General features: G+C 47.7%; 13 protein-coding genes. 12 read left to right on the top strand and 1 reads right to left on the bottom strand.

Going from position 1 to position 12,886, the window contains the following annotated elements; translation table 11 throughout:
* Window positions 1-11 precede the first annotated feature (11 nt).
* The 11 genes from wecB to GNP95_RS03625 all read left to right on the top strand — a co-directional run bounded on the left by wecB (window position 12) and on the right by GNP95_RS03625 (window position 10,359).
* Complete coding sequence (gene wecB / locus GNP95_RS03675; RefSeq protein ID WP_283927451.1) at window positions 12-1,106, top strand: non-hydrolyzing UDP-N-acetylglucosamine 2-epimerase; 1,095 nt, start codon at window positions 12-14, stop codon at window positions 1,104-1,106.
* Entirely contained in the window at window positions 1,096-2,082 is a 987-nt protein-coding gene (locus tag GNP95_RS03670; RefSeq protein ID WP_155609510.1) for a polysaccharide biosynthesis protein, read from the top strand. Before wecB ends, GNP95_RS03670 begins: the two co-directional genes overlap by 11 nt.
* Window positions 2,079-2,906 (top strand): dTDP-4-dehydrorhamnose reductase family protein, encoded by an 828-nt coding sequence (locus tag GNP95_RS03665; protein WP_155609509.1) that lies wholly within the window; start codon window positions 2,079-2,081, stop codon window positions 2,904-2,906. The genes GNP95_RS03670 and GNP95_RS03665 overlap by 4 nt, the downstream gene beginning before the upstream one ends.
* Complete coding sequence (locus GNP95_RS03660; protein WP_155609508.1) at window positions 2,903-3,838, top strand: NAD-dependent epimerase/dehydratase family protein; 936 nt, start codon at window positions 2,903-2,905, stop codon at window positions 3,836-3,838. The genes GNP95_RS03665 and GNP95_RS03660 overlap by 4 nt, the downstream gene beginning before the upstream one ends.
* Window positions 3,835-4,554 (top strand): glycosyltransferase, encoded by a 720-nt coding sequence (locus GNP95_RS03655; RefSeq protein ID WP_155609507.1) that lies wholly within the window; start codon window positions 3,835-3,837, stop codon window positions 4,552-4,554. Before GNP95_RS03660 ends, GNP95_RS03655 begins: the two co-directional genes overlap by 4 nt.
* Before the next feature lie 139 nt (window positions 4,555-4,693).
* Entirely contained in the window at window positions 4,694-5,101 is a 408-nt protein-coding gene (locus tag GNP95_RS03650; protein ID WP_155609506.1) for a hypothetical protein, read from the top strand.
* Between the two features lie 96 nt (window positions 5,102-5,197).
* Complete coding sequence (locus GNP95_RS03645; protein ID WP_155609505.1) at window positions 5,198-6,130, top strand: glycosyltransferase; 933 nt, start codon at window positions 5,198-5,200, stop codon at window positions 6,128-6,130.
* A gap of 93 nt (window positions 6,131-6,223) precedes the next feature.
* Complete coding sequence (locus GNP95_RS03640; protein ID WP_155609504.1) at window positions 6,224-7,513, top strand: nucleotide sugar dehydrogenase; 1,290 nt, start codon at window positions 6,224-6,226, stop codon at window positions 7,511-7,513.
* A gap of 43 nt (window positions 7,514-7,556) precedes the next feature.
* Complete coding sequence (locus tag GNP95_RS03635) at window positions 7,557-8,246, top strand: glycosyltransferase (protein ID WP_155609503.1); 690 nt, start codon at window positions 7,557-7,559, stop codon at window positions 8,244-8,246.
* A gap of 44 nt (window positions 8,247-8,290) precedes the next feature.
* Window positions 8,291-9,280 carry a polysaccharide biosynthesis protein gene (locus GNP95_RS03630; protein ID WP_155609502.1) on the top strand — a complete coding sequence of 330 codons (990 nt, stop codon included), beginning with the start codon at window positions 8,291-8,293 and terminating at the stop codon, window positions 9,278-9,280.
* Window positions 9,281-9,297: 17 nt separating this feature from the next.
* Complete coding sequence (locus tag GNP95_RS03625; RefSeq protein ID WP_155609501.1) at window positions 9,298-10,359, top strand: glycosyltransferase family 2 protein; 1,062 nt, start codon at window positions 9,298-9,300, stop codon at window positions 10,357-10,359.
* Window positions 10,360-10,384: 25 nt separating this feature from the next.
* On the opposite strand, the gene GNP95_RS03620 is transcribed toward GNP95_RS03625, so the two are convergent.
* Window positions 10,385-11,461 (bottom strand): glycosyltransferase, encoded by a 1,077-nt coding sequence (locus tag GNP95_RS03620; RefSeq protein ID WP_155609500.1) that lies wholly within the window; start codon window positions 11,459-11,461, stop codon window positions 10,385-10,387.
* A gap of 145 nt (window positions 11,462-11,606) precedes the next feature.
* Between GNP95_RS03620 and GNP95_RS03615 the strand changes: the two genes are divergently transcribed.
* Complete coding sequence (locus tag GNP95_RS03615; protein ID WP_155609499.1) at window positions 11,607-12,875, top strand: YhcN/YlaJ family sporulation lipoprotein; 1,269 nt, start codon at window positions 11,607-11,609, stop codon at window positions 12,873-12,875.
* The last annotated feature ends 11 nt before the right edge of the window (window positions 12,876-12,886 follow it).

Raw genomic sequence — 12,886 nt, 5'->3', positions numbered from 1 at the left:
GAGATGAGAAAGTGAAGATAATGACGATCCTCGGAACGCGTCCGGAAATTATTCGCCTCAGCTTGATTATTCCTCTGCTGGATCGTTATGCCGATAAGCATATACTCGTGCATACCGGGCAAAACTTCAATACCAGTCTTAGTGATATTTTTTTCCAAGAGCTCGGTCTCAGACAGCCGGATTATATTCTTAATAACCGCAATACTACGCTAGGTCATCAACTGGCGGCCATGTTCTCGCAGATGGAATCGATATTAAGCGCGGAGCGGCCGGATCGGATCCTGCTTCTTGGTGACACGAACAGTGCGCTGTGCGCCATATTGGCTGAGCGGATGGGTATTCCCGTCGTCCATATGGAGGCAGGGAACCGCTGCTTTGATCTAGAGGTGCCTGAAGAGAAGAATCGCAAACTAATAGATACGATATCTACAATTAATATGCCTTATACCCCGCAAAGCAAGCAGCATCTCTTAGCGGAGGGGGTTCCGGGCAGGCGAATTATTTTGACGGGCAATCCGATTTATGAGGTCATGAAGCATTACGAGCCATTCATTGCCAACAGCGATATACTGGATCGGCTGAAGCTCAAGCACGGCCAGTATTTTCTAGTTACGACGCACCGTGCGGAGAATGTGGATCATCCCGGCCATTTGCAAGAGATCATGGAGGGATTGAACAAAGTAGCCGAGGCCTATGGCCAGCGTTTGATCTGCAGCATTCATCCCCGAACGAAGTCCCGGATCGACAGCGATCTGAAAATAAGAATGAATCCGTTAGTCGAGTTCCATGAGCCCTTCGGCTTTTTCGATTTCGTGAAGTTGGAGAGGCATGCCCGCTGCGCTTTAACGGATAGCGGTACCGTACAGGAAGAGTGCTGCATCATGCAAGTGCCCACGGTTACGATTCGCAGAACAACAGAAAGACCCGAAACCGTAGATTGCGGCAGCAACGTCGTATCCGGACTCGATTCACAGAGAATCGCGGCTGCCGTGGAGCTGATGATTGGTCTGGATCGGTCCTGGTCTTGTCCCGAAGGATACTTGGAAGAACGAGTCTCGCAAAAAGTTGTTAAATTCGTGTTGGGGGGGAAGGTGAATGTTCACTAATCAAGTCATTCTCGTGACCGGGGGAACCGGGTCGTGGGGGTATGAGCTGGTTAAGCAGCTATTGCTTCAGCAGCCGAAGGAAATCATCGTATTTTCACGTAACGAGTCTACCCAGGTTGCTATGAGCCGGGCATTTGAGGATCCGCGACTCACGTTCCGTATCGGCGATATTCGTGATAAAGAAGCCCTTATGGATGCGTGCAAGAATGTGGATATCGTATATCATTTGGCTGCATTGAAGCATGTTCCCGTCTGTGAAGATCAACCTTATGAGGCTTTGAAGACGAATGTTGTCGGCACACAGAATGTCATTGAGACAGCAATGGAGAACAAAGTAAAAAAGGTAATCTATATTTCAACGGATAAGGCGGCGAATCCCTCTAATTTCTACGGCATGACCAAGGCGATCGGGGAGAAGCTGATCGTGTATGCCAACTTGCTGCAAAGCGATACGAAGTTCGTCTGTGTGCGCGGTGGAAATGTACTTGGCACCAATGGCAGTGTAGTTCATTTATTTAAAAGCCAGATTGCCAATAAAAATCATGTACGCATTACAGATTTGAAAATGACGCGTTTCTTTTTCACACTTCCGGACGCCATCAGCTTGCTATTCAAGGCTTCTATCGAAAGTATCGGCGGGGAAATCTTCGTTATGTCTATGCCAACCTGCCGCATTGTTGACTTAGCAGAGGTGCTGATTGAGGCGTCGGGCAAGGAAAATGTGGAGATTATCGAGTCTGGGATCCGCCCTGGCGAGAAAATACACGAGATTCTGATGAGTGAATACGAGAGCATGACTACCATAGTGTACGATCGAGAATACTTGGTTATTCTGCCCAATCTGGATATTCCAGAATTAAAGGAGCGATACAGCCAGTACCCTCTTGTTCCGTTTGAGAGCTTCAGCTCGGAGCACAATTTAATGGATAAAGACGAAATCCGGAATTTATTGATTCGCGGAGGATTCATATCATGAAAATACTCATTATCGGCGGTAACGGAATGGCTGGTCATGTATTGGTTCGTTATTTCCAGCGGCAGGGGAAGCATCGCGTATTTTATACGACCCGGGATACGAGCGACCCCGGGTCGCTCATTCTTGATGTGGATGACATTTCAGCAGTAGAACGGGCCGTTCAGCTCGTCAGGCCGGATGTCATCATTAATGCCGTAGGTGTGCTCAACCATTTCGCGGCCCAGAATACAATAGCAGCTTACCATATTAACGGATTTCTCCCGCACCGTCTCCGGCGGGCAGCAGACGCGCTGTCTGCCCGGTTAATCCACATTAGTACGGACTGCGTATTCCTTGGCAGTAAAGGGAAGTACACGGAAAATGATCTGACTGACGGTACATCCACCTATGCAGTCACGAAGGCGCTTGGAGAGGTTCGGGATGAGGGGCATCTTACGATTCGGACATCGATTATCGGTCCCGAAATACGCGATCAGGGTATTGGATTGCTGCAGTGGTTCTTAGGCCAACAAGGAAAAGTAAACGGGTATCGTCGCGTTCACTGGAACGGAGTGACAACAATTCAATTAGCGAAAGCCATCGATTCTGTGCTGGACTCCTCCTTATCCGGGCTCGTGCACCTTGCTCATCCAGAAACCTTCAACAAGCATGATATGCTGAAGCTATTTCAGGAGATTTGGAATAAGCAGGATGTGAACATCGTTCCTGTGGATGAGCCGGTCATTGATCGCACATTGGTATCGACTCGGAAGGATGTTCATTTTGCCCTTCCTTCTTTTCGTGGCATGATTGAGGAAATGGCTGACTGGATGGGAAAAAAATGAATAAAGGCACCGTACTAGTTACCGGAGCCGCCGGCTTTACCGGACAGCATGCCTGCAAAAGACTGGCTGAAAAAGGCTATAGAGTGGCTGCGATTGTTCGATCCCATTCTTCCCTTAAAAAGCTGCCTCTCATAGATCATGTGGATTATCATGTGTGCGATTTGAAAGGGCAGGCAGATATATGCGAGCTTGTTCAACGCGTATCTCCCCATTATGTACTTCATCTTGCCGGCAAAAATTCTGTTCCTGAATCCTGGGCAAATCCCATCCTCTATATGGAGAGCAATATATTGGGGACAATACATTTGTTAAACGCCTTGAGGCAGCGGGAGAGAATTCCCATATTAATTGCTGGCTCGCGCCTGAAATTTGACCTGAGTTTCCCTGTAGAGCCAACTCATCCTTATGGACTGAGCAAATCGATCCAAGAAGTGATCTCCCTGGCATGGGGGGAACTGTTTCATCAACATGTTATATTGGCAGAGCCTTGCAATCTTGTCGGTCCCGGCCCATCTACCGGCATTTGCTCCCTGCTGGCGGGATATATTGCCGCTCTGGAACGAGGGGAGCCCAGACCGCGTTTCCGGCTGTCATCAGCCAGCGCAACAAGGGATTTTCTAGATGTCAGAGATGCGGTAGACGCCTATGAATTGCTGCTGCGCCGGGGAAGTTCGGGCACGGTGTATCCGGTATGTTCCGGAGTGGAGAGAAGACTTGGTGACGTGTGTCAGAGCTTCATTAATCTGGCTGAGACGGAATGTCCGCTCGAAGAAAATGTCAATGAAGAAGCAGCAGAAGGTATGCCCGAAAGGGCTGCCCTTATACAGCCCGAACTGCTGAACAGGATGGGATGGAGTCCGGCAATCCCCTGGGGAACCTCGGTAAGCGATATTTTGCAATATTATCGAAGGGAGGAAACGGATGATTTATGAGTGCAAAGGTCAGCATTATCATTCCTTTCTATAACTGTCCTTATATAGAGCAGGCGGTATCAAGCGCTCTGGGTCAGACTTATTCCAATATTGAAATCATTGTGGTGGACGACGGCTCTACTTCCTATGCGGAGCTGCTCGCGCCTTACAGGCATCGTATTCATTATTTGGGCAAGCAAAACGGGGGCACGGCTACTGCACTAAACCATGGAATACGCCATGCTTCGGGAGATTATATCGCTTGGTTAAGCTCGGATGACATATTTTATCCCGAGAAGATCAGCATACAGCTTCATGAAATGCTGCGGCACAAAGCGGTCATTTCCCACACGAATTTCAATTATATCGATGAGAGTGGAACAGTGACCCAATTTGGGGCAGGCGCTTTGCCCATGACCCGCCGAGAACTGCTGGAGACATTGACCCGCGGTAATCCTATTAACGGCTGTACCGTGATGATCAAGCGCAGCTTGCTTAAGCGGGTAGGACTCTTCGATGAGAGACTCCCTTACACCCATGATTATGATTTATGGTGCCGAATTTTGTTGGCGGGATACTCATTTCACTATGTGAACCAGCCCTTAATTGCTTATCGTCGCCATCCCGGGATGGGAACGATCCGTCATGAATCTTCCATCGTACAAGAAATTGCTTCCGTACGCTCCAGATACAGAAGGCCTTTCCATCGCCTGATACACCGCCATCGGGATGTATGAGATAGATCGGGCTGCAATACTCATAGTTTATCGTTTAAAGGCTCGATTTAAGCATATGCCTTATGTTAACTGTCCAAGCGACGTCGAACGAACGAGCATATAGTATTGTAACTTTTAAATTTTCAGGAGGTGACTCGTTTTGGGAACTTTCTTGGATGCAAGAACATCCGTTAATTCAAATCGGCCGGGGTTTCCTGGAACTCCGCTGTCCTCATCGCCGGAGCTATTTGGCATCATAGGGCTGCAAACACAAAACGTCCCTAATCCGATCGTTATCCTGCATGGTTCCATAGGAATTCTCGGGGACATCGGTGATGTAGTAACGATTGAAATTGTACGCGGGGCGACGTACGCTCCCCAGAATGTCATCTATAGAATTGAAAATGTGGTCAGCGAATCTACAGATACCCAACTGACGAACTTTGTGGCTGCTGATATTAATGCGCCGGCTGCACCGGAAACCATATATAGCAGCTACGTGTCCGGCATCTCGACATCGGTTCGAAACGGCCCCGAATCATTCGTCGGCATGGCGTCAACCCCTTAATACTGTTCTTGTACGAAAGCTTGTCAGTTAAATCAGGCAGGCTTTCGAACTTTTTCTTGAAAAATCTTGAATGCCGCCTCGGAAAGGATGAGGCTAATGGAGCGGCTTAAAATATTATTTATTACAAAAGATTTCAGCCAGTATTTAGAGAGGAATTTTCATTATTTGCAGTTGGAGCTGGCGAAGCATGCTGATCTGGCGCTTTGCCACGAGGGAGGCAAGCTGGACGAGATTCTGCAACGGATACCGTTTACCCCTGATTTTATCCTGTTGAACGATATGTTTCACTCGACGCATTGTCCTCCGGTAGAAGAGGTATTCGATCTGCAAATCCCTTGGGGAATGATTATGCACGACCTCCATGGACATGTTGACAAGCGAAGGGAGTTTCTGGCTAACAGGCCGGAGAATATCTTTACAATTTACCGCAGCGCTTTCCGCAAAAGATATCCCGAATATGAGGGGAAATTACACTGGCTGCCCCATTTTGCCGAACCTACCGTATTTCAAAACTATAATCAGCCCAAGGATATTGATATATTGCTCATGGGAGCCATCAACCGGCGAATATATCCGCTGCGTCATTTAATGAAGAATACGTATATGAGAAGGCCGGGCTTTGTCTTTCATAAGCACCCGGGGTATGTCAATTTCGAATCTGATCAACAAGTGCTGGTCGCTCAAAAGTTTGCCATAGAAGCCAACCGGGCAAAAATTTTTCTGACATGCGATTCTATTTATAAATACTCTTTGCGCAAATACTTCGAAGTGCTGGCTAGTTATACGCTATTAATGGCTCCGCCGAACGAGGATTTGAGAGACTTGGGATTTAGGCCGGGAGAACATTTCGTTGCTATTTCAGAGCGTGATTATGAAGAGAAGGTAGAGTTCTATTTACGGCCGGAGAATGATGCCCTGCGTGAGCAAATAACGAGACAAGGCTACGAATTTATTCATGAGAAGCATACGACAGCAGTCCGTGCGCAAAAACTTCTTGCAATTATTCAGAATATAGTGAAAAACAGATGAAAATTTAGTCTCGTAACTAAAGCCAGAAGTCCAAGCTAATGCAATTCTTCCTTCATATACTACTCTAGCAGTATTAGAGAAGGAGGGCTGAAATTGAGTCGAACCATTGCCATTATCGGGCTTGGCTATGTTGGATTGCCTTTGGCTGCAGCGTTCCTCGAAAAGCAGTATAGCGTTATCGGGATAGATCTGGATCAGGATAAGATTCGGAGTTTGAAAAGAGGCCAAAGTTATATCGCCGATGTTGCGGACGAGGTCATCGAAAATGCTGTTCAGCAGGGCAGATTATCCGTATCTAATGATTTTAGCAATATTAAATCTGCCGAATGCATTATTATTTGCGTGCCTACCCCCTTAACCAAGGAGCATGTGCCGGATCTTTCCTTTCTTACCGATGCCGCCAAGAGTCTGAAAGATCATTTGCAGCCCGACCAGCTTGTTACCTTAGAGAGCTCGACCTATCCTGGAACAACCAGGGAAGTGTTATTGCCCCTGTTGGAACAAAGCGGACTTACGACGGGCAAGAATCTCTTTATCGGCTTTTCCCCGGAAAGGGTGGATCCTGGCAACGAAGAGTTTCCGCTAACAGGTATCCCTAAAATCGTTAGCGGTGTAACGGAAAATTGCGCCAACCGGACGGAACAGCTCTATCAGACTGTTTTTAGCAAGGTAATTAAAGTGTCCTCCACAGACACGGCTGAAATGACAAAGCTGCTTGAAAATACCTTTCGTTTTGTGAACATCTCTTTCATCAATGAGTTCGCTGTCTTGTGCGATAAGTTGAACATCAATGTATGGGAAGTCGTGGAGGCAGCCTCTTCCAAGCCGTTCGGATATACAGCATTCTATCCAGGGCCAGGCATCGGGGGACACTGTATTCCTGTAGATCCGCATTATTTGCAGTGGAAAACGCAGCAAATCGGAGGGAGCAGCTCATTTATAGAGCTATCTTCGCGCATCAACGAAAGCATGCCGGCCTACGTCCTGTCCAAAGTAAAGGAAGCGATAGGCCATGACGAATTGAAGGGGCGCAGAATATTAGTGCTGGGGGTAACCTTCAAGAAGAATGTAGCGGATGTTCGGGGCTCCAGTTCAATAGAGCTGATTCGACTGCTTGTCCGGGAAGGAGCTAAGGTACTGTATTACGACCCTTATATTAAGGAGTTGGATATAGAGGGAGTTGCGCTTCAATCAACACAGGCGAGCGAATCGGAGTTTCGTCTTGCAGACTGCGTCATTATTGCGACTGACCACCGGGAGCTGCCGCTTCTGGAGGTATTGGAGTATTCGCGGCTTGTCTTCGATACACGCAATGCTACGGCAGGTCTGGCCGGTAAAGCCAAAGTTATAGTACTTGGCGGAGGGCGGATAGATCAGGCGTAAGACTAGGCTATAACTTATAAATTAATGAACAGGAGGAATTGGTTTGACTAGGCGGCTAGTTATCGATATTCGGTTCAATAACATGGGCATGTGCAAGGATCGATTGACCCGGCCCTGGGTAGAGCATCGGATCAAGCTGTTTCGGGATTTGACGATGAATAGCCTAATGCACCAAACGAATCAGGATTTTCTCACGATGCTTAAATATGACCCACGGTCGCATGACGTGATATATGAAGTACTTCGCGATCTTCAAATTGATTTGCCGGATAATATTCGCTTCGTTCCTGTTGGAGAGATTGATCAGGCGGTCTCTGAATACATTCAAGGAGCGGATGAATTATATATTGCCAGAACAGACTCGGATGATCTGCTCCATCGGACTTATTTTCAAAGATTGCATGAATATCAGCATCAGCCCGAGACCTGGGCATTGCTTAATCAGCATGGTTACTACTGGGATCGGGATAATAACGTAATGGCTCCGAAATTTTATGCATCCCCGCAATTTTACGTACTGATCTACAACGTCCAAAATTATCTGAAGGGGGAGCGATATACAGTCAGAGATCATGGCCATGTCATCAAATTCCCGCATGAGAAGCTTGCTGGGCGGAATTGGGTCAACGTCGTGCATTCTACGAATACTTCTCCTAAGAGGGTACCGGATGAGCAGCGGATGAAGGATGGGGAGATCAAGGCCGTATTGAAGGATTACAAGTCCGGTTTGTAAAAGAAGGTAAGCTCTGGCGGGTCGAAAGAAAGGAAGGTGCTTTAATGTTTAAGGATAAAATTATTCTTGTAACCGGGGGCACCGGATCGTGGGGAAGGACGTTGACTCGAACACTTCTCCGAGAGAATCCGGCAGAGATCCGGATTTTCTCCCGTAATGAATATGCTCAAGTCCAAATGCAGCGGGAGTTCGGAAATGACCCCCGGCTCAAATTCGTTATCGGTGATGTTCGTGATTATGACGCCGTTGAGTCTGGGTGCAAAGGGACAGATTATGTATTTCACTTGGCAGCATTGAAGCACGTTCCAGTATGCGAACATCAGCCAGCAGAGGCTTTGAAGACGAATGTTATGGGTACGGAGAATATTATCCGGGCCAGCATTGCCCAGAAGGTGGCCAAGGTTATTGACGTATCCACCGATAAAGCGGTAGATCCGATCAATACGTACGGTATGACAAAGGCGATTGGCGAGAAACTGATGATTCATGCCAACCTTTTAAGCGAGCACACCCGGTTTACTTGCATTCGCGGCGGCAACGTATTGGGGACAAATGGCAGTGTCGTACCGCTGTTCATTCAGCAATTGCAATCGGGTAGAGATCTCACATTAACTCATAGCCTGATGACCCGATTTTTTCTGACATTGAATGAGGCGATTGAATTGCTGCTCAAGGCTGCCAGAACAGCTATCGGCGGCGAGATGTTTGTCATGAAGATGAAAGCCTGCCGTATTACTGACATTGCAGATGCGCTAGCCGAGCATTATTTAGGCCATACCGTTCCTTTGCGGGAAATCGGGATGAGGCCCGGGGAAAAGCTGCATGAAGTACTGGTCTCCCGTTATGAATCGCCGTACACATACAAATATAACGAACAATACTTCGTAATCCTTCCGTCCAATCCTTCTGCCCAACTGTTCAAACAATACAATCATCTTCCACGGGTAGGTTTTGATGAGTACCATTCGAATGACAGTCTCATTACCAACCAGGAAATCGTCGATCTTCTCCGGGAAGGGGGCTTTCTCTCCTGATCTCAATAAGTTTATGCATGATCGTCAAAGATGAAGAAAAATTTCTGCCCGAATGCTTGGATTCAGTATGCGGCATTGTTGATGAAATTATTATTGTGGACACCGGCTCACGAGACAGAACCAAAGAGATTGCACAAAAGTATACTTCAAAAATTTATGATTTTCCTTGGTGCGATGATTTCTCTGCTGCAAGAAATTACTCGTTCGAGCAGGCAACCCAGGAGTATATTATGTGGCTGGATGCGGACGACATTTTATTGCCAGAGGATCAAGAGAAATTGAAGAAGCTCAAGGAGAGTTTGCCTCCAAAAAGAGAAGTCGTAATGATGGATTACTATTTGTCCTTTGATTCTGCGGGAATTCCTCTCGTTTTATCCCGCAGGCATCGCCTTGTCCGAAGGGACAAAAAGTTGAAATGGATCGGAATAGTCCATGAATATATCGACGTTGCAGGAGCGGAGGTTTGTTTTGCTAATGTCGCCGTAGCCCACCGGAGGCAGGGCTCGCATGCAGAACGCAATTTACGAATTATTGAACAATGGATTGCTTCCGGCGGTCGGCTGGAAGGGCGGCTTTTGTTGCACTACGGCAGCGAGCTGGCAGATATAAGCCGATTGGAAGAAGCAGCGGTTCAATTGAATCGCTTCCTGCTGCAGCCTGGAAATGCCCTGAGCGACTGTGTACTCGCATGCATCAAATTGGCGGACTGCTACGAAAAAATGGGGTTGAAGGAGAAAAAGCTGGAAACACTTCTTCGTTCCTTTCAATACGATACGCCGCAGAGCGAAGTTTGCTGTGCGATCGGTGGATGCTTTGAAGAACGAGGACAATGGGAAACAGCGATTTACTGGTATCGTCAGGCACTCCAAACTGCAGAGGAATTAGTACTTGGGTTTATGGAGAATCGCAGCTTTCGCACTTGGCTTCCCCACTGCAGGCTTTGTATTTGTTATGCAAAGCTAGGGAACCTGGAGAAGGCCGATTGGCATAATGAACAAGCGCTCCAGTATTTGCCGCAGGATCCGCAGCTCCTAGCCAACCGATCTAAATTCAATAATCTACTTCGTCCTCAAACTTAGGCAATAACAGAAAAGCGAAGCGGGATCAGCCCTGCTTCGCTTTTAAATTTAGCAGCATGTTTCGAAAGTCTGCGGCATATTGCTGCGGTGACATGAAGTTCAATACATATTCGGCTCCCCGGTTCCGGATATGCTCGCGAAGATGTAAATTTTCCATGAGCTCTAGTGCCTGCTGCAACGCGTCATCTTCATTGTCACGGTCAAAAAATTTGCCGGTTTCGTTATGCCGAATAAAAAAACGCACTCCCTCCGAATCCGTGCTGAGCACGGGACAACGGCACGCGATCGCTTCTGCAACCGCATAGCCGAATCCTTCAAGTACGGAGGTGGAGAGGAGAAAGCCGCCAGAGTCCCCCACCTGAGATAAATAACCCGGCATTGCGGAATGTGGAGCATTCTTATGAATTTTTATATGGTCGTGCAGGCCATAAGAGTGCACCTTCTGCCAAAATAATTGAAGTGTTTCCTTTGGGCTGAGCATATCGTCTAAAAATACCCAGAACTCTAAGTTGTGTTTAAGCTTAGACAGAGATTTGGCGATTTCCAGGAATAAGCCCCAGTTTTTATTCATTTCGAGACGTCCAATCCATGCAATAACAGGCTTTAAAGGAACATTTCCAGGCTGGTAGCAGAATTTAACGGTATCAAGCGGGTTAGGAAAAGTAAATTTTGAAAGGGAAGGGCAAAACTCGTCAATTAATTGAAGAAGATGCGGGGTGGGGGGCATAAGCACTCCTTGGCAGTTAGCCTGGAGAATGGATGCCCCTTCGGTTAGCGTATTTTTGGCTGCTGTCATTGTTCCGAACCCTTGTGCTTCGAACAATATGGGGCCGGTATAATTAAGGTTGCGGATTCTTTGCGGCATAAGGTAATCAGAAGTGGCAATAATGGCATCGTATTGAAACATCTGAAGTAGTTTAAATAATTCAGGGTCTGTTGGGGAGATAAAAGTTGGGATGTCCGAAATGTTCTGCAGACCAGAACCTGTGCTTGTGTATAGAAGATGTCCCTTAATAGCCACTTCGCGCAGCGCTTCGCATCGTAGGCGATTTAACGTTTCCACGCCTCCGCTGGGAACATAAAACGTAAACAGAACCTTCATGATGGGTCACCTCGAAAAATGTATATCATATAGTACGCGCCGAAAAAATAAGGGTGAGGGTATGTTTACCTGTATGCAGCGACTTTCCCCGGAGCATCCTAACGGATGTTCATTATCCATCACTTTAAAAACGGGGGATGACTAAATGCGAATAGCCAAAGTTGTTAGCTTGTCTTTGTCGGCAACGCTTATTGCCGGAATGGTCGGATTAACGGGCTGCGGGACTAGAACCGATAATACGAACATGCGATCTCAAAGCGTCCGCAACAACGGAAATTACGACGTGAATTCCCTGAGAACAGGCGATCGGAATTTCACGCGGAGTCTTGGCAACGGTCAAAGCGAGCGTATCAACTCGTTGAAGTACAGCCCAGCTTTGAGCAACAAAGTAGCGCAGATGCGTGAGGTTCAATCGGCCCATGTTGTGGTTACCGATCGTGATGCTTATGTTGCGGTAACCCTTCATGGACAAGGCCATCAAGGTACCGGTACAAGAGCCGGTGGAGTTAATCAAGGCACTACAAGATATGGGAATCAAGGCATGAGCAATTATGGCATGACAAGTACAGGTACGGGTACAACAGGTCTTGGAAGAACTCCAGGTACTTTCCCTAACGGAACGGCTGGATTTGGTACGGGAACTGGTTACGGTTATGGAACGAGAACGGGGACTGGCCTCGGAAACGGTACATTAGGATACGGCCCAGGCACTGGCATGGGATTAGGTTCGACGGGTTATGGCACAGGTACGGGAACAGGGACAGGTGTTGGAGCAGGGACTGGAACCGGGTACGGAACAGGATATGGTACGGGATACGGGACTGCTGGTACTGGAAGGAACTATGATGGGCTTGGTGGAGGACTAATGGGCCGTTCTGGTGTAGCTGGAAGTTTGTTTGATACGACTACCCGCGGGAACAGAGGGGTAAACGGAATGAATGGCGGCACTGATGGGATGATTGGAATGAAGAGTACGCGCAACAGAAATACGGTGGATGGCGTTGGAACTACTCGCGGTCTTGGAACGGGAACTGGGACGGTGGTTGATAACGTGCCACAAAGCGTTAAGGACCATATTTCCAGCGTTGTCAAGAAAACGGCTCCCCATATTCGCAATGTGCACGTATCCGGTAATCCGGAGTTCATGAACCACGTTAGCAACTACGCGACACAGCATCGCACCGGTGGTACTTTGCAGGGGCATGTAAGAGATTTCGAGCATATGGTTAATCGAATCTTTCCAGGACGTGCTGGTACGATGACAGGTCCGAGCGGATACAGAAATACAAGTACCGGAACAACTGGCACTGGAACAACTGGCACTGGAACGACGGGTACAGGCACGGGCATGTCCGGTACTGCCGGCACAGGAACCGGCAGCGGTACAGGCTTCTCGGGTGGAGTAACCCGATAAGAAGCATCTAG

This window comes from Paenibacillus woosongensis (assembly GCF_009725165.1).
Classification (GTDB): domain Bacteria; phylum Bacillota; class Bacilli; order Paenibacillales; family Paenibacillaceae; genus Fontibacillus; species Fontibacillus woosongensis.
Note: the sequence above shows the minus strand (reverse complement) of the source record. Positions and strands in the feature narration are given on the sequence as shown.

What these genes read in the sequence shown, in the direction of transcription:
- GNP95_RS03645 (WP_155609505.1), top strand. Translation starts at nt 5,198, where the DNA reads ATGGAGCGGCTTAAAATATTATTTATTACAAAAGATTTCAGCCAGTAT.
- GNP95_RS03620 (WP_155609500.1), bottom strand. Translation starts at nt 11,461, where the DNA reads ATGAAGGTTCTGTTTACGTTTTATGTTCCCAGCGGAGGCGTGGAAACG.
- GNP95_RS03670 (WP_155609510.1), top strand. Translation starts at nt 1,096, where the DNA reads ATGTTCACTAATCAAGTCATTCTCGTGACCGGGGGAACCGGGTCGTGG.
- GNP95_RS03660 (WP_155609508.1), top strand. Translation starts at nt 2,903, where the DNA reads ATGAATAAAGGCACCGTACTAGTTACCGGAGCCGCCGGCTTTACCGGA.
- GNP95_RS03655 (WP_155609507.1), top strand. Translation starts at nt 3,835, where the DNA reads ATGAGTGCAAAGGTCAGCATTATCATTCCTTTCTATAACTGTCCTTAT.
- GNP95_RS03630 (WP_155609502.1), top strand. Translation starts at nt 8,291, where the DNA reads ATGTTTAAGGATAAAATTATTCTTGTAACCGGGGGCACCGGATCGTGG.
- GNP95_RS03625 (WP_155609501.1), top strand. Translation starts at nt 9,298, where the DNA reads ATGATCGTCAAAGATGAAGAAAAATTTCTGCCCGAATGCTTGGATTCA.
- GNP95_RS03615 (WP_155609499.1), top strand. Translation starts at nt 11,607, where the DNA reads ATGCGAATAGCCAAAGTTGTTAGCTTGTCTTTGTCGGCAACGCTTATT.
- GNP95_RS03665 (WP_155609509.1), top strand. Translation starts at nt 2,079, where the DNA reads ATGAAAATACTCATTATCGGCGGTAACGGAATGGCTGGTCATGTATTG.